Annotated in this window: 15 protein-coding genes; 3 read left to right on the forward strand and 12 right to left on the reverse strand. The window is 70.0% G+C overall.

Translation table 11 applies throughout. The features are described 5' to 3' along the window. Positions 1-6: 6 nt before the first annotated feature. The gene (locus ACIBF8_RS10065) at positions 7-1,341 is read right to left on the reverse strand and encodes a transcriptional regulator (RefSeq protein WP_396782082.1); all 1,335 of its coding nucleotides are present in this window, start codon (positions 1,339-1,341) and stop codon (positions 7-9) included. A 368-nt stretch (positions 1,342-1,709) separates the two neighbouring features. Next, on the reverse strand, positions 1,710-4,796 hold the full coding sequence (locus tag ACIBF8_RS10070; RefSeq protein ID WP_396782083.1) for a S8 family serine peptidase: 3,087 nt from the start codon (positions 4,794-4,796) through the stop codon (positions 1,710-1,712). Positions 4,797-5,046: 250 nt separating this feature from the next. Here ACIBF8_RS10070 and ACIBF8_RS10075 point away from each other — a divergent pair, with 250 nt between their 5' ends. Next, positions 5,047-5,178, forward strand: a complete 132-nt coding sequence (locus ACIBF8_RS10075) for a transposase (RefSeq protein WP_396782085.1) — start codon at positions 5,047-5,049, stop codon at positions 5,176-5,178. Positions 5,179-5,459: 281 nt separating this feature from the next. Here the strand turns inward: ACIBF8_RS10075 and ACIBF8_RS10080 are convergent, their stop codons facing one another. Beyond that, positions 5,460-5,735: a hypothetical protein gene (locus ACIBF8_RS10080; protein ID WP_396782087.1), complete on the reverse strand. Its 276-nt coding sequence runs from the start codon at positions 5,733-5,735 to the stop codon at positions 5,460-5,462. Positions 5,736-5,822: 87 nt separating this feature from the next. Between ACIBF8_RS10080 and ACIBF8_RS10085 the strand changes: the two genes are divergently transcribed. Together ACIBF8_RS10085 and ACIBF8_RS10090 are read left to right on the forward strand one after the other, a co-directional pair. After that, entirely contained in the window at positions 5,823-6,623 is an 801-nt protein-coding gene (locus ACIBF8_RS10085) for a GntR family transcriptional regulator (protein WP_396782476.1), read from the forward strand. A 2-nt stretch (positions 6,624-6,625) separates the two neighbouring features. Beyond that, positions 6,626-7,345, forward strand: coding sequence for a PP2C family protein-serine/threonine phosphatase (locus tag ACIBF8_RS10090; RefSeq protein WP_396782478.1), 720 nt, complete (start codon positions 6,626-6,628; stop codon positions 7,343-7,345). A 16-nt stretch (positions 7,346-7,361) separates the two neighbouring features. Here ACIBF8_RS10090 and ACIBF8_RS10095 read toward each other — a convergent pair whose 3' ends face one another. The 9 genes from ACIBF8_RS10095 to ACIBF8_RS10135 form a co-directional block, all read right to left on the reverse strand. After that, a complete protein-coding gene (locus tag ACIBF8_RS10095) occupies positions 7,362-8,894 on the reverse strand; it encodes a hypothetical protein (protein WP_396782088.1) in 1,533 nt (510 codons plus the stop codon). Further along, positions 8,887-9,690, reverse strand: a complete 804-nt coding sequence (locus ACIBF8_RS10100) for a sugar phosphate isomerase/epimerase family protein (RefSeq protein ID WP_396782089.1) — start codon at positions 9,688-9,690, stop codon at positions 8,887-8,889. The genes ACIBF8_RS10095 and ACIBF8_RS10100 overlap by 8 nt, the downstream gene beginning before the upstream one ends. Further along, positions 9,687-10,838, reverse strand: a complete 1,152-nt coding sequence (locus ACIBF8_RS10105) for a dihydrodipicolinate synthase family protein (protein ID WP_396782091.1) — start codon at positions 10,836-10,838, stop codon at positions 9,687-9,689. The genes ACIBF8_RS10100 and ACIBF8_RS10105 overlap by 4 nt, the downstream gene beginning before the upstream one ends. Next, entirely contained in the window at positions 10,835-11,986 is a 1,152-nt protein-coding gene (locus tag ACIBF8_RS10110; RefSeq protein WP_396782092.1) for a Gfo/Idh/MocA family protein, read from the reverse strand. The genes ACIBF8_RS10105 and ACIBF8_RS10110 overlap by 4 nt, the downstream gene beginning before the upstream one ends. Before the next feature lie 38 nt (positions 11,987-12,024). Beyond that, the gene (locus tag ACIBF8_RS10115; protein WP_396782480.1) at positions 12,025-12,780 is read right to left on the reverse strand and encodes an ABC transporter ATP-binding protein; all 756 of its coding nucleotides are present in this window, start codon (positions 12,778-12,780) and stop codon (positions 12,025-12,027) included. A gap of 43 nt (positions 12,781-12,823) precedes the next feature. Then, a complete protein-coding gene (locus ACIBF8_RS10120) occupies positions 12,824-13,828 on the reverse strand; it encodes an ABC transporter substrate-binding protein (RefSeq protein WP_396782094.1) in 1,005 nt (334 codons plus the stop codon). A 23-nt stretch (positions 13,829-13,851) separates the two neighbouring features. Next, positions 13,852-14,814, reverse strand: coding sequence for an ABC transporter permease (locus ACIBF8_RS10125; protein WP_396782095.1), 963 nt, complete (start codon positions 14,812-14,814; stop codon positions 13,852-13,854). 430 nt (positions 14,815-15,244) lie between these two features. Continuing rightward, positions 15,245-15,961 carry a cupin domain-containing protein gene (locus ACIBF8_RS10130; RefSeq protein ID WP_396782097.1) on the reverse strand — a complete coding sequence of 239 codons (717 nt, stop codon included), beginning with the start codon at positions 15,959-15,961 and terminating at the stop codon, positions 15,245-15,247. Next, positions 15,954-16,298 (reverse strand): cupin domain-containing protein, encoded by a 345-nt coding sequence (locus tag ACIBF8_RS10135; protein ID WP_396782098.1) that lies wholly within the window; start codon positions 16,296-16,298, stop codon positions 15,954-15,956. The genes ACIBF8_RS10130 and ACIBF8_RS10135 overlap by 8 nt, the downstream gene beginning before the upstream one ends. Between the last annotated feature and the right edge of the window lie 11 nt (positions 16,299-16,309).

Raw genomic sequence — 16,309 nt, forward strand, 5'->3', positions numbered from 1 at the left:
GATCGATCAATTCGATGCCCTTGTCAAGACACTGATCTGTCTGTCGAGGTGCTGCACATGACTGTCCTGGAGAAACGGCCGGAGGTGGCGCTGAAGCCGATTCAGCTTGGCGCCGACCACTCCTGAACGGCTTTGCCGTGCAACATCAAGGACGGCGCCACCGTAGAGCACTACCTGGTGCACGTCGCCTCGCTGGATTCCCACCAGGGCGAGGTCTGCCAGAACGGTTCCGCGCCGCCGAACGGAGAGTTCTTGCGACAGCGCAGCGGACAGAACTGGTTCGGCCAGGTCTGGGCGCCCCAGTTCGACGTAGCAGGCTCCACTCTCCTCGGCGAGGCGCGAGCCGTCGAAACGCAACCATCCGCCGTTCTGGACCCGCCCCGACAGGGCCTCGACTTCCTTGGCTTGGTCGAGTGCCCGCCGACAGTCACCGAGGTCACCGAGACCCGCGAGCGCCTGCGCCCGCACGGCATGCGCCCACTGCCGCGTCGACAACCCGCTGTCACCGTTCACGGCCAAGCCAGCAGCGGCCTCAAGCATCGGCACGGCCTGCCGGAAGGCGCGTTCGTAGACGCTGATGAAAGCGTGGCGGATCATCGCGCACGCCCAGAGGTCGTAGGCACCCGCCTCACGAGCGGCCGTCCCGGCCAGGGTGTAGCAGTGGGACGCCTCGCCATAATCGCTCTTGTCGAAGGCGATCTCACCGGCGAGCTGAAGCAGGTTTGCAGTGATCTCGCACAGCTGACGGTGTATTGCGCTCGTCTGGGCGCCGCGGAGGTTAGCCGTGAGCGTTGTGAGCTGACTGTTCACCAGCGGCGCCACCGCAGTCTTGGACCCGGCCGCGCCGAAAGCTGCCCACAGGTGGGCGTTCAACCCCTCATACTCCCGCAGAGTGGCAGAAGAAAGACGCTTGGATCCATCTCTGGAAGACTCGATGCGCGCCCAATCGAGTTGGCCGCCAGAGCCAGAAGCGGCGAGGAGCGTTCCCGTCAGGCTCAGCAGACGTAGCAACTCACGGCGGTTCATATCGCCAGTGTCCGTGATCTCTGCGCCGACCGGCGACCCCTCGCCGCAGTTTTCACCGCCGACGACCGCCGGACCCGGTGGCGCCCAGTTCGCGAAGCTGTCAACGTGACGTTCCCTGCGGGTGATGTAAAAGCCCAGGTCTGCATCGCGGGCTGCCTTCAACACCACGCGGAAGGCCTCGCGGGTCGCGGCTTGCGGCCATCGATATTGCCCGCGTTCAAGCTTCCCAACGTGGTTGCCGTTCAGACTGGTTCGAATGCCATGGGTAACCCACAGGTAGTTGTTGACCGCCTCGGCGACCTCCTGCCGAGACATCCGCCGTCCGGACCCACTCGGTGACAAAAGTCGGCGTCGGGCGTCGCTGAGCAGCGTGTTGGGGACAACCGGATCACCCAACCTCGGCATGTTCCCTCACCGCCTACCGAGCCTCATCACGGTCCACGTGGCAGCCCTGAAACCGCCCGTGCGCGCTACCCGCTCCGGCAGGTCTGCCGGACACGCGGTGGTCCGGAATGCCGGATTGTCACGCCATGATGCCAGCGCGCTTGGATGATCACAAGGCGCATCCTCGGCGCAACGGAGGGTCGACAGTTGAAACCCGACCGTCCTATGTCACCACCACCTGACTGATAAACGAGCGTGGGACGGTGCACATCGGCACCGCCCCACCTCGGTCAACGGGGTTACTGCCAGGAACTCTGTTGGGTGTAGACGAGGTTGCCAGGGATCACCGTGCCGTTGGTGCTGTACTCGGTGTACGCCCAGAAGTCGCCCTCGGCCAGCGGCTTCTTCGGCTTCAGCGTGAAGTTGAAGCCCTGACCGCGCTCTGCCGTGGAGGGCAGCGTCAGCGTGGCACCCGCATACTTGGCGTTACGGCCGATGATGGCGTAGCGCAGGTCGACATCGACCACCGGACCACCGGGCAGCTGCGCGAAGACGTAGGCGGTGTAGCGCCCCGGCTCGGGCAGGAACTTGTACGCCTGCTCCGCGCTGGTCCAGAACCTGTCACTGCTGTAGATCAGGGTGTCGCCCTTGTACAGGTAGAGATCGAGGTTCGTGTTCGGGTCGTCGGTGTTGGCTTCGACGACGATACCGGCGGTGTTCGCTGGCACGGTGAAGTCGACCTTCTTCACGCCGGATGCCTTCGGGTCGAACACCCCGCCGTAGACGCCGGCCGGAATCGAGTACGACTCCCGCTGCATCGGCGTGTAACCGGTGCTGCGACCGGCGAGCGGCCCGGTGAAGCCCGGCTGGACCAGACCGAAGGCGCCGTTGGCCATCCGGCCGAACTCCTCCCCGTCGTCACCGTACGGCCGGGCGGTGATCCCCCACGGACGGGCCGCGACCGGGATCCGGGCGGTGTGGGTCCGGCCGTGCCAGGTGATCGACCCGGTCACGAACCGGTCCCAGGGGGCGCTGCCCCGACGCACGGTGATGGTCACCGTCGCGGACTGGCCGGGCGCCAGCGTCACCGATGCCGGCGTGACGCTGACCTTCATGCCGGCGAGGCCGGACACCACCGAACGGTAGGTTTCCCGCGCGCCGCCCACGTTGGTCAGGGTGCGGGTGAGGGTCACCGGGCGGGTGCCGTCGTACTCCCGCAGTGAGATGGCCGGCAGGTTGAGTTCCTTGCCGTCGGGCTCGGCCGTCTCGCTGAAGGCGACCAGTTCAGCCGCGGTCGGCTCGATGACCAGTCCCGGGTCGGTGGCTCCGGCCAGGTTGATGAAGCCGCTGCCCTGGTCCAGGGGACTGGTGGTGCCAACGGTGTCGGTGGCGGTGGTCCGCAGCGCCGAGGCGACCCGGCCCGGCGACCAGTCCGGATGCGTGGCATGCAGGATCGCTGCCGCGCCGGCCACGTACGGCGACGCCATCGAGGTGCCCGAGTACGCGTCGTACTGCCGCCCGAAGTTGCCCGCCGGTGACACCGCGGCGATGATGTCCGACCCCGGCGCGACCAGGTCCGGCTTGAAGACGCCGTAGGTCACCTTGTCCGGGCCGGTGGAGGAGAAGTCGGCGACGCTGGGTATGCCCGGGACGCTCGAACCGTCACCGCCGGTGCGCACGGACGCCGTCGCGTCGGTGGGGTGGCGCATCAGGTAGTTGAACAACGTGCCGGCCTGCTTCTCGGTCGGCAGGTAGACCACCGGGAAGTTGTAGATGGAGTTGACCCGGTAATTGCCGACCGGGTCGAACAGCACCATGGCCACCCCGCCCTTCTCCTTCACCTCGGCCGCAGAAGCGAAGGTGTCGGACAGCGCGCAGGCAACAACCTTGCCCTTGATCTTGGCAGGGTCGAGGCTGCCCGGCTCGCAGTACACCGCGCCCAGGTCCAGCGATCCGGCCTGGTCGCCGAAAACCATCGGCCGTGCGTCGCCACCGGGCAACGCGTCCAGTGAACCGCCGACCAGCTTGGTGCCGTCACCGAGCTTGATGGTCGCCTCGTCGAGGTTCGTCACCGCCGCGCCGACCGTGGTCACCCAGGGCGCCGCGTTGCTGATGGCCCCGCTCACGATGCCGGTGTTGCCCGCCGACGCCGCCACGAACACCCCGGACAGGGTGGCGTTGAGGAACGCGATGCCGATGGGGGTGTTGGCCTCCCAGTCGCCGAGCTGCGAGCCGATCGAAAAGTTGATCACCTGCACGCCGTCGGCCACGGCCGCGTCGATGCCGGCGATGATGTCGGCGTCGTAGCCCATGCCACCCCAGAGCACCTTGTAGACGGCGATCTGAGCATCCGGCGCCACCCCGGAGACGGGACCGAACCGACGACCGTCGATCGTGACGTTCGAGATCGGCAGGCCGGCCGCCGTGGACGCGGTGTGCGTACCGTGCCCGCTCATGTCGCGGGGGGACAGCACCTCACCCTCGGGGACCGATCCGCCGCCGACGAGCCACGAGTCGGCGAAGTACCGGGCACCGACGATCTTGCCGTTGCAGTGCTCGGCCACGAAGCCCACACCGGTCTGGCAGGTGCCGTGCCAGTTCGCGGGAGCGGGCATCGTCTTGGCGAACGAGGCGCTCTCCGGCCAGATGCCGGTGTCCAGAACGCCGATCACCATGCCGGCGCCCGTCCCGGGGCCGGGCTTGGCCGGCCGGCCGGCGCGGTCCGTCGCCGCCGACTGGTCCGCTCCGGTCGGCTTGGCGGGCGTCGGGTTGGCGGGCGTTGACGTGACGGGCGCCGAAGTGGTCGCGGGGGGCGGCGTCGACGGGGTGCCGAGCGCCTGCGAGGCGGTGACGGCGCGGACGCGCTTGTCCGCTCGCAGCTTGGTCGCCTGCTGGGCGGTCAGCTTCGCCGAGAACCCGTTGAAGGCGGTCGTGTAGGCCGCGTTGACCTTGATCCCGGCCGCGGCGGCCACGGCGGTCCGCTGCGCGTCGAGGTGTCGGCGGTACGCCTGCGCCGGCGTGGACGACACGTCCAGCCGGTTGCCCGCGGCCGGCCGGGTTCGGGCCAGCCCGGACACCCCACCGGCGTACGTGGTCAACGGCTCCTCGGCCAGCTCGACGACGTACACACCGGAACCGGTCTCGTCGACGGCCGTCTTGGGGGTGGTCGCGCGCTTGCCGCCGGGCCGGCGGTCGGTGCCGTCGGTCAGGGTGACCTTCTGGTCGGACCCGGCGGTGAAGTAACCGGCGCCTGCGCCGGTGCCCGCCGGCCCCGTGGGTGCCGCCGACGCCGTTCCCGCCACCCCGGTGGTACCGGTGATCAGGGCGACGACCAGCGTCGGTATCGCTAGTCTTCGCAGCCTGTTTCCGCTCGTGCCTGTAGCCACGAGGCTCCTTTCGGTTGCTCCCTTGTGGAGCTTTTTCATCGATCGCGACCCGCGTATGGGAGCGCTCCCCCACCTAAGCCGCCGACGGTTAATCGATGGTTTGCACGGTGTTACGGATCGCCGGTGCGTATAAGATCACGTTCTGCCGCCCGCGCCTAGGCAGTGCCTTCAAAGGATGTCGCGGTATCTGCCGTGACCGATGGTCGGTGGTCGGGAGGCGGGTTGATGACCGGCGGGTGCTAACGGGATCGTGTGGAAGATCCGGGCCGGGGCGGCGTGGCAAGACGTGCCAGCGCGGGACGGGTCGTGGCAGTCGACCTACGCCCGTTTCCGCAGATGGGCCCCGAACGGCACGTTCGGGCGGATGCCCACCGGAGTCTAGGCCGACGCGGACGCGGCCGGGGATATCGACTAGCTGGTGTCGGTCGACTCCACGATCGTGCGGGCTCAAGCAGTGCCGCAGCGGCGCAACCGCCCGGCACCCAGACCACCACCGCGAGCAACTCGCGGAGCAGTTCCGCCCCGGCGCTGGCCCGGCCCGGCACACCTCATCGACGCCGCCGTCCCGCCCGCCGCCTGGGTCGCCGTCCAGCAGGACGATCCAAACGAGACCCGGGAGTACGCAGCGGACATCTCTGCCCCGCGAAGGCTGGAGGCGCCTGTTCAGGGGTCTTGCCTGACCTTCACGATGTCCAGATCCAGCAAGGGGCCGAAGAACCTGGTGAAGTCTTCCAGAGAGTCCGATCGGAAGATTTCCCGCGCACCATCCAGGATGGCCACGGCTCCGGATGGAAGGTCGAAGAGGTAGCCAACAGGCTCCTCGTCCCTGATGAGAACGAAGACCTGTGGCACTTCTGCCACGACAACCATTGGGATCTCTGGCATCGGCGGCTCGCTCACCAGCCGCAACTCTTCGGGCTCGCCACGAGTTTCAGTCATCTACATCTCTTCGAGATAGTGTGGGGACAATCTGGCTCCGAAGTCAAGGATTGTCATGGGACAATCGGGAGAGGTGTGGACGTGCCGGTGTACTCGCGCTACCTGGACATCGCGTCCAGGATCCGAGAGCGGATCGAAGCCGGGGAGTGGTTGCCCGGCGCGCGGCTGCCAACTCTCAACGACCTCGCCGCCGAGTACGACGCCAACCGCGACACCATCGGTCGGGCCATCGCCCTTCTTGAGACAGAGGGCTATGTGTGGGCCGTCCAAGGTCGGGGCATCGCCGTTCGGTACGGCACTATGCGCCCACGTCGACCCCGCGGTGACCTCGTCAAACGCAACGAGCAAGCAACCGGATACTCGTTCCCCTCGGCAAGCAGCCAGGAGGTATGGGTTCGCCACGGCGAGGCCGTCAGCGCGCCGGCCCGGCTGGACAATCCCCGCGTCGCCAAGCTTCTCGGCGTAGACCCTGGCACCGAAGTGCTTCGCCGGTTTCGGGTCACCGGGCCCGCGTCCGAAGCCCCATTCCAGATCAACGTCTCGTGGATTCACCCGCGTGTCGCCGACATCGTCGCCGACCTGGACGCGAAACCCGCTGCCGGCGAGTGGCTGCACCACATTGAAAACGCTGGCCACTGGCCCATCAGTTGGATGGAGATTCACCGCGCCCGGATGCCCAGCAAGGACGAAGCCGCTCTCCTGGAGATCCCCACAAACCTGCCCGTACTGGAGATCGTGCGGGTCGGGACCTCGGGGGCCGACAACAAGCCAGTCGAGGTGACCGAGTACGTCGTGGCGAGCGACCGGGTCGAGACGGTCCACGTCTTGCACCGCGCCGACAACGCCCAGCAGCCCTGGCCCGACTCCGGATCGAGAGGTGACTCGTGACCGTGGCCCTTGCGGTCGAAGCCGCAAGCCGAACACACCAGGGCCTCGTCCGTAGACGAAACGAGGACTCCCACAGCCAAGGGCAGTGGCTCTATGTCGTCGCGGACGGTCTCGGCGGCCACGTCGCCGGTGACATCGCCAGCAGCACGGTGACAAACGCCTTGGCGGAGTATGACCGTCCTGTGCAAGCGAAGGATCTTGCCAGCTTCTTGGGGCAGGCGATTTATGAGGCAAGCGAGGCGTTACGCCGGAAGATCCGCGCGGACCCGGAGTTGGCTGGAATGGGGACCACGTTGGTCGCTCTGCTGCGCTCCGGCGGCGAGGCGGTCGTGGCGAACGTCGGGGACTCCCGCGCCTACCTGATCCGACGGCACGGCTCCCGCGGCAACGCGATGCTCCTGATCAGCGAGGATCACACCTACGAACACCTCGTCGCCAACGCTGACAAGGTGCCGAACCTGGGCGAGAAGCTGGCCCGCTTTCTCGATGGCCGAAACGACGGCCGATCGCCCGACCTGACGCCTCTCCAACTCCATCCCGGCGACCGAATCCTGTTGTGCTCTGACGGTCTGAGTTCGTACGTACCACGCGAGCAGATACGAGCTGCACTCGATTCCGACGGTCGTCCAGGGGATATCGCCGACCAGCTCGTGGCCTTGGCGGTCAACCAGGGCGGGCACGACAACATCACTGTAATTGTCATTGACGTGGCCCAGCGCTAACGCTCCGCCTCACGCCTCATTGCTTCCTCGGCAACGCCTCGATCGAGGCAGCCAGCTCGTACGGGAGCCGCGACAGAAAGGGCTGTGCCGTTCGGCGGACGAGCCAGACTGCGGCGACGAGATCCGCCCCGGTCAGTCCGTCCTCAAGGGTTTGGCCGAGGATCCCCAACGTGGGCACCAGGGCGGCTTCGACGTCTTCCGGCAAGGAGTCGAGCAGTTCGTCGTCGCCTGGGAACACCAGGTCCAACAGTGCAGCTGCCTGGTCACGAAGGTCGTCGAGGTCGAGAGCAGTTGCCGCGTCGCTCGCGCCGTCCCAGTCTGGGAGCCAAGGCGGCAACAGGCTCGACGACATCGGACGCTCCCTTGCCGAGGGCTCATCGATGATCGGCATCAGCGCTGGTGTCAGGCGCCAGCTTATGGTGAGCACCCCGGCGAGAGCCAGCCCGAGCAGCGGGGCGACGCCCACCCCGGCGAGCGTGCAGGCCACCGCGAGCAACGCCGGCGGCACCCAACACCAGGCGGGAACGGTACGCGGGACACGACCGCGCCGACGAGCCGCCGCTTCCACGGCCATCGGCACCACCAGCACCGGCAACGCGGCGGCCAGCAGGGTCAGCCAGGGCAGCACCAGACGGTCGAACCGCGCCACGGCGAGGATCCCGCCGAGCACCGCGACGGCGAGCATCGCCACCCGGGCCGGCACCCGCGGCGCAAGGCCGCGGATCGCCAGCGCTCCGGAGTACGTGGTGGTCAGCGCCGCCGCGAAGACCGCCACCGCGACGAACAGATTGGCGTACGCGGCCAGCCCCGAGCCGGCGGCGAGCAACGCCACCACGTCGGCCGAGCCGGTCCGCAGCCACAGGCCGGCACCGGCGAGCACCCCGAGCAGCGCCGGCCCGACCAGCAGTCCCACGCACCAGGCCAGGTCCCGCCTCCGGGCAAGACCCACGCTGAAGTCCGGCGCGCGCAGCGCGAACACGGCCGCGTACCCGATCAGCGCGGCGGCGTCGGCGAGCCCACCCGCGGCCAGGCGGACCGGCGCGCCGGGCGGCGGCAGCACGGTCAGGCACCACCCGACCAGCACCACCGCGCTGAGGGTGGTGACCACCGCGACCCGGTTGCCGAGCCGGGCCGGCGCCCAGGAGACGGCGAGGACCGCCGCCTCCAGCAGCACCGGCCCGGCCCAACCTGGCAGGTGTGTCAACGCAGCCAGGGAGGCCCCACCGAGCCCGACGTTGAAACCGTTCCAGCCGACCATCGAGACGGCCAGCACCGCCGCCAACAGCAACCGCGAGGCGTCCCCCAGGTACGCGGGCAGCACCGCGGTCAACGTGCCGCCGTCGCCGAGCGGCCGGCGCAGACCGATCCGACCCTGCCCCCAGAGCAGCGCCGCCATCAGCGCCCCGCCGACCAGCAGCCCGGCCACCGGCACCGCGCCGCGGTGCCGGGCGGCCATCGCCGCGCCGAGCACCAGCGTGGCGGGTGCCGTGCCGATGCCCAACCAGGCGCCGACCGCAGCCGGCCACCGCCGCTCGGAGGCGTCAGACAACGTGCCGCAGGTAGCCGGCGATCGCCGCGTCGAGCACCTCCGCACCGGGACGCGCCCACACCTCGGCGGAGAAGATCTCCACCTCGATCGGGCCGACGTAACCGGCCGCGTCGACCGCCTCGCGCAGCCGGCGCAGCTCGATGCAGCCGTCACCGGGCAGCGCCCGGCCGAGCAGCACCCCCTCCGGCAGCGGGGTCACCCAGTCGCAGACCTGGAACGCGGCGATCCGGGTGCCGGCCCGCGCGATCTGCGCGTACACCGTGTCGTCCCACCAGACGTGGTACGCGTCCACGACCACGCCGACCACCGTGGGATCGAACCGCTCGGCGATGTCCAACGCCTGGCCGAGGGTGGCGATCACGCACCGGTCGGCGGCGAACATCGGGTGCAGCGGTTCGATGGCCAGCCGCACCCCGGCCGCCGCCGCGTGCGGGGCCAACTCGCCGATCGCGTCGGCGACCCGACGCCGGGCACCGTCGATGTCCCGGCTGCCGGCCGGCAGCCCACCGGACACCAACACCAACTCCGGGGCCCCGAGCGTGGCGGCCTCGTCGATGGCCCGCACGTTCTCCGCGCGCCAGTCGTCGGCGGAGAAGAACCCGCCCCGGCACAGCGACGTGACGGCGAGGCCGGCGTCGCGGACCAGTTTCGCCGAGCGGGCCAACCCGTAGTCGGCCACGGGCTCCCGCCACAACCCGACGCCCGGCACGCCGGCCGCCGCGCACCCGGCCACCACGTCGGGCAGCGGCCAGCGCTGGGCGGTGGCCTGGTTGAACGAAAACCGCGCGATGCTCATTGGGCCACACCGGCAACTGTGAAGAAGGCCCGGGCGCGGGCGGCGGCCAGGTCCGCGTCGGGCAGCAGACCGGCCGCGTCGGCCAGGGTGAGCAGGGTGGCCAGGTGCGCCGGCGACCGGCCGGACTGCGCGCCACCGACCATCGTGAAGTGGTCTTGGTGCCCGGCCAGCCAGGCCAGGAACACGATCCCCGTCTTGTAGTGCCAGGTCGGCGCCGCGAACAGGTGCCGGGCCAGCGGCACGGTAGGTGCGAAGACCTCGTCGTACGCCGTCAGGTCGCCCCGGTCCAGGGCGGCCAGCGCGGCGGCGGCGGCCGGCGCGATGGCCGCGAACACCCCGAGCAGCGCGTCCGAGTGACCCACCTCGTCACCGCGGATCAGCTCCGGGTAGTGGAAGTCGTCACCGGTGTAGAGGCGCACCCCGGCCGAAAGGCGGCGGCGCAACGCGATTTCCCGGTCGGCGTCCAGCAGCGACACCTTGATGCCGTCCACCCTGGACTGGTGCGCCTTGATCAGCTCGATGACCGTGTCGGCGGCCAGGTCCAGATCGGCCGCACCCCAGTAGCCGGTCAACGCCGGGTCGAACATCGGACCCAGCCAGTGCAGCACCACCGGTTCGTCGGCGGCGCGCAGCAGCTCGTCGTACACCCGCAGGTAGTCCTCCGGGCCGCGCGCGGCGGCGGCCAGGTGCCGGCTGCACATCAGCACCGGCCGGGCCCCGGCGGCGCGGACGTCGTCGAGCTGTTCGGCGTACGCGTCGGTGACCGCCGCCAGCGTGGCCGGTCCGGCCGGCAGCTGGTCGGTGCCGACCCCGGCGACGATTCGCCCGCCCACCGCGCGGGCCTCGGCGGCGCTGCGCCGGATCAGCTCCCGGGTGGCCGGGTAGTCCAGCCCCATCCCCCGCTGCGCGGTGTCCATCGCCTCGGCGACCCCCAGCCCGAACGACCAGAGGTGCCGCCGGAAGGCGAGAGTGGTGTCCCAGTCCACCGTCGCCGGGGCACCCGGCACGTTCTCCGCGCTCGGGTCGGCGACCACGTGGGCGGCGGCGTACGCGATCCGGCTGGTCGCCGGCGCGTCCGGTCGGGCGAACCCACTCCCTCCGACCAGCCGGTGCCGCCGTCCACCCGGCAACACCACCTCCGCGCTCATGAGCAGAGCTCCGGCACCTCGACCCGACCGCCCTCGCGGGCCGCGCGCAGCCCCAGTTCGGCGAGCTGCACGCCGCGCGCGCCGGCCAGGAAGTCCCACCGGAACGGCTCACCGGCCACGACGTGCCGCAGGTACGCCTCCCACTGCACCTTGAAGCCGTTGTCGAACTCCTCGTTGTCGGGCACCTCGGTCCACTGGGCGCGGAAGTCCTCGGTGATCGGCAGGTCCGGGTTCCACACCGGCTTCGGGGTGACCGCCCGGTGCTGCACCCGGCAGTTGCGCAGGCCGGCGATGGCGCTGCCCTCGACGCCGTCGACCTGGAACTCCACCAGCTCGTCTCGGTACACCCGCACGGCCCAGGAGGAGTTGATCTGCGCGATCACCCCGCCCTCGAGTTCGAAGACGGCGTACGCGGCGTCGTCAGCGGTGGCCAGGTATGCCTGACCGGCCTCATCGACCCGCTGCGGCAGGTGGGTGGCGATCACGCAGGACACCGCCGTGACCCGACCGAACAGCTCCTCCAGCACGTAGTGCCAGTGCGGGAACATGTCGACGACGATGCCGCCGCCGTCCTCGACCCGGTAGTTCCACGACGGCCGCTGAGCGGGCTGCCAGTCGCCCTCGAAGACCCAGTACCCGAACTCGCCGCGCACCGAGAGGATCCGGCCGAAGAAGCCGCCGTCGACGAGACGCTTGAGCTTGCGCAGACCGGGCAGGAAGAGCTTGTCCTGCACGACACCGGTGCGTACACCGGCCGCGTCCGCCGCCCGGGCCAGGTCGAGTGCGGCGGCGGTGTCCTCGGCCAGGGGCTTCTCGGTGTAGATGTGCTTGCCGGCCTCGATGGCCTGCCGGATCGCCTTCTCCCGCTGCTGGGTGACCTGAGCGTCGAAGTAGATCTCGACGTCGTCGCGCGCCAGCGCCGAGGTCAGGTCGGTGGTCCAGTCGGTCAGCCCGTGCCGCGCGGCGATTTCCCGGAGCTTCGTCTCGTTGCGCCCGACCAGGACCGGTTCCGGCCAGATGGTCGTGCCGTCGGCCAACGCCACGCCACCGGACTCACGGATGGCCAGCAGCGAGCGGACGAGGTGCTGCCGGTAGCCCATCCGTCCGGTCACGCCGTTGACGATGATGCCGATCGACCTGCGGGTCATGGTGTTCCTTCCGTCGTGCTGGTCGTGCCGATCCGCGCTCAGTGGTTGGCGGCCGCGCTGCCGAGCAACCCACGCAGATCGGTGGCGAGCCGGTCGAAGTGGGAATCCGACATCACCTGCGCGTAGTCGCGGTGCGTCGGCAGCTCGACCGGGAAGGTGCGGATGATCCGGCCGGGCCGGGGACTCATCACCACGACCCGGGTACCGAGGAAGACCGCCTCGGCGATGGAGTGGGTGACCAGCACCACCGTGGTGCCGGTCTCCCGCCAGATCCGGTGCAGCTCGGCGTTCATCTGCTCCCGGGTCAGCGCGTCCAGGGCGCCGAACGGTTCGTCCATGAGCAACACCGGCGGGGAGTGCAACAGCGCCCGGCAGAGCGCCACCCGCTGCTGCATGCCACCGGACAGCTCGTGCGGCAACGCCTTCTCGAAGCCGGTCAGGCCGGTCATCTCGATCAGCTCGTCGGCGCGGCGGGCCGCCTCAGCTCGATCCATTCCGCGCATCTCGGCCTGGAGCAGGATGTTGGCGCGGGCGCCGCGCCACTCCAGCAGCGCCGCCTTCTGGAAGACGAAGCCGATCTCCTTCTGCGGGCCACGCACCGGACGCCCCAACAGCGACACCGCACCGCTGGTCGGCGTGACCAACCCCGCGACGATCTTCAGCAGGGTGGACTTGCCGCAGCCGGACGGACCGACGATGGTGACGAACTCCCCGGGCTCGATGTCCAGCGACACGTCGTCCAGCGCGGTGGTCTGCGACCGTCGAGTGGTGAACCGGACGGTCAGCCCGGACATCCCGATGGCGGTGCCGGTCGCTGCCGGCGCGGCGGTCACCGGGTCACCCCTGGGCCGCGTACGAGGAGTCCCAGTACGCGTTCGGCGCGCCCGGGTCCTTCAGCTCCGCGTAGCGGGACATCAGGTCGATGGTCTCGGTCCACTGGGCCTCGGTGTTCACCCCGGGCGGGCCGTCCGCGCCGATCAGTGGCAGGTTGAGGGTGAGCTGCTTGGTGAGCACCTCGGGCGCCGGCTCGTTCTCGGCCAGGGCCGTCATCGCGCTCACCGCGCCGGCCGGATCCCGGGCGGCGTCGGCCCAGGACTTCTGGGTGGCCCGGACGAACTTGCGGGCCAGCTCCGGGTCCTTCTGCAGGGTCTGGGTGTTGGCGATCAGGCCGGTGCCGAGCAGGTTCATCCCGTAGTCGGCGAACAGCAGCACGTCGACCTTCTTGCCGGTCTTGCTCTCGATGGTGGGCGCCTGGTCGTGGAAGAAGCCCATGATGGCGTCGACCTTGCCCTCGGCCAGGGCGGCGATCTTGCCGGCGGCGTCCACGTTGACCACCTTGACGTCGTCCTTCTTCAGGCCGTTCTTCTCCAACCACGCCGGGAAGGTCGCGTAGAGGGCGTCGCCGGGGGTGCCACCGACGGTCTTGCCCTTGAGGTCGGCCGGGGTCTTGATGTTCTCCTCGGTGAAGAACTCCACCGAGGATGGACCCTTCTCCAGGTACGCGCCGAGGCTGCGCACCGGCATTCCGCTGGCCACCGACTTGAGCAGCACCGGGCTGTCCGCCCAGCCGAAGTCGGTCTGTTTCTGGGCGACCTGTTTGACCGTGTTGCCCGAGCCGTTGCCGGGCAGGATCTTCAGGTCGATGCCCTCGGCGGAGTAGTAGCCCTTCTGCAGGCCGTAGTAGAAGGGGGCGTGCTCGCCGTAGGGCACCCAGTTGAGGGTGAGCGTGACCTGCTTCTTGCCGTCGGCACCGGTCTTGCCGGCGGGGTCGTCCCCACCGCAGCCGGTGGTGGCGAGCAGCAGAGCGGCGGTGGCCAGGATGGTGGTGGCGGTGCGTTTCATCGGTGCCTCCGTGATGGGGTCGGTCAGGAGGTGGTGAGGGACACGCCGGCCCGGCGGCTGGCGTGCCACGGGATGAGCAGTGCCTCGGCGATCTCGACCAGGACGAACAGGACGATGCCGATGGCGGACATCAGGATCAGGTCGGCGAACAGCAACGGGGCGTCGAGGTTGCCATTGGCCAGCAACAGCACGTAGCCGAGCCCTTCGCTGGCGCCGACGAACTCACCGACCACGGCACCGACCACCGCGAGGGTGACGGCCACCTTCAGACCGGCCATCAGGTGCGGCAACGCGTTCGGGAAGCGGATCTTGCGGAAGGTACGCCACGGCCCGGCGCCCATCGTGGCGGAGAGGTCGAGCAGCTCCGGGTCGGTGGAGCGCAGCCCGGCCACCCCGGAGATGACCACCGGGAAGAAGGCGATGAGCACCGCCAGGATGATCTTCGGGGTGAGGCCGAGGCCGAACCAGACCACCAGCAGCGGCGCGATGGCGATCTTCGGGATGACCTGTGCGAACAGGACGATCGGGTAGAGCGCCTTGTCCAGGGTGCGGGAGTAGGCGATGGCGACCGCGGTGACCAGACCCAGAGCGGCGGCCAGCACGAAGCCGAGCACCGTCTCGTAGAGGGTGACCAGGGTGTGCCGGGCCAGCTCGGACCACTGACCGGTCATCGTCTCCCAGACCTGGCCGGGTGTGGGCACCAGGTAGTTCGGGACGTATTCGCGGGCCGCCACGAACCACCAGGCGGCGAAGAAGACGGCCAGCACCAGCGCCGGGCGCCAGAGCGAGTCGGCGAAGGCCGCGGCCCGGCGACCGAGCGTCGGTCGGGGTGGGCGGCTGCCGCTGCCGGGTGGTGGACCCACCATGGTGGACGGAATCGAGCTGTCGGCGACGCCCGGCGCGGGCGCGGAGACGGCTGACCGCTCACCACCCACCGCCTCGGCGGCGGCCTGCCGGCCCGCCGTGTCCAAAGAGTTCTCGGTCACGCGGAACCTCCTCGGGGCCCGGCACGGCACTAGTGGAGCGGGCCGGTCGGCGGATCAGGCAAACGCTTTCCTGGAGCGTAGGCGGCGCCTCGATGCCGGGCAAGGCCTTTCCTCGATCTATTCGTCGATAGCCGGCGCCGGAGGTGCCGCGCCGCGCCGGAGGTGCCGTGCCGCCGGAGGTGCCGTGCCGCGCGCGCTGGAGGTGCCGCGCCGCGCCGCCGGTGTCATGCCGCGCCGGACGTGCCGTGCCGCGCCGCCGGTGTCATGCCGCGCCGGACGTGCCGCGCCGCGCCGCCGGTGTCATGCCGCGCCGCGATCAACTCGGCATCCTGAAAACCGGGCTGTCGGCGGCCGTCGGACACCCCGGCGTCAATGAACCCGAGTCGATCAACCGACGGTCCAACCGGGACCGACGGGGCAATGCGCGTCGTCAGCCGACGGCCGGATAGGTGTCGAGGAGGCCGCACATGCCCAGCCGGCCGCGCTCGACCGGCTCGTGCACCGCGTACACCCCGGCGTCGCCCAGGTGCCCGGGATCCCCTCGCTCCAGGGCGTCGAGCTGGGCGGCGGTGGCGGCGGCAGCCCGGCCCGCCCCGGCTTCCCAGCGCCGCCGCCACCGCGCCAGCAACGGCTGACGCAGAGCGATCGCGGCGGCGTGGAACGCGGCCAGCGCCGTCGGCCCACCGGACCGCAACGCCTGGAAGCCGCTCACCGCCAGATCCCGCCGGCGGTACGCGGCGTGCACGTCCGCGCCCGGCGCTCCCCCGCCGGGCAGGGCCGCCGCGGCATCGTAGGCGGCCGGGTCGGCCAGCACCTCGGGTGGAAAGGTCAGCACCGCGTCGCCGGCCTCGGGCAGGCCGCTGTTCTGCATGAGCACCACAATGTCCAGCCCACCGCCGTTGACCAGCCGGTGCACGGTGCCCGGTTCGAACCAGACCACCACCCCCGGGCGCAGCGGCGTCTCCTGGTAACCGGCCGTCGTCAAGGTCTGCACCGCGCCCTCGCCGTCGGTCACCACGTACCCCTCGGTGCAGCACAGGTGCACGTGCGGAGTGCCGCCGACCAGGCCGTCCGGGGCCACGGTGTCGTAGACGCGCAGCCGGGACACCCCGATCCCGCCGGGCAGCGGCACCGGCCGATCAGGCATCGAAGTACTCGTCGGTGTCGTCGGCAGCGGGCAGGGACACCAGCAGCACGGTGAGGTCGCCGATGGCCCGGTGCCGGCAGCCCGGCTTGATCAGGAACGCGGACATCGGCCGGGCCGGGTGACGTACGCCGTCCAGCTCGATCTCGCCCTCACCGGCGAGCACCACGTAGTACTCGGTGGCGATCCGATGGTGGTGGGTCACCGCGTCCTGCACCTGGAGCAGATGCACACTGGCCTGGCCATCGCTCTCGGCGATGAAACCCCGGCGGGTGGTCCCACACGAGCAGCGCCTGGCGGGCAGCTCGTCGAGTTGAAGTACCGCGAAGCGATCGGACACGGCCGGGCCTC

Origin of the sequence: Micromonospora sp. NPDC050276, assembly GCF_044459545.1 — a bacterium.
In the GTDB taxonomy this organism is placed as follows: Bacteria; Actinomycetota; Actinomycetes; order Mycobacteriales; family Micromonosporaceae; genus Micromonospora.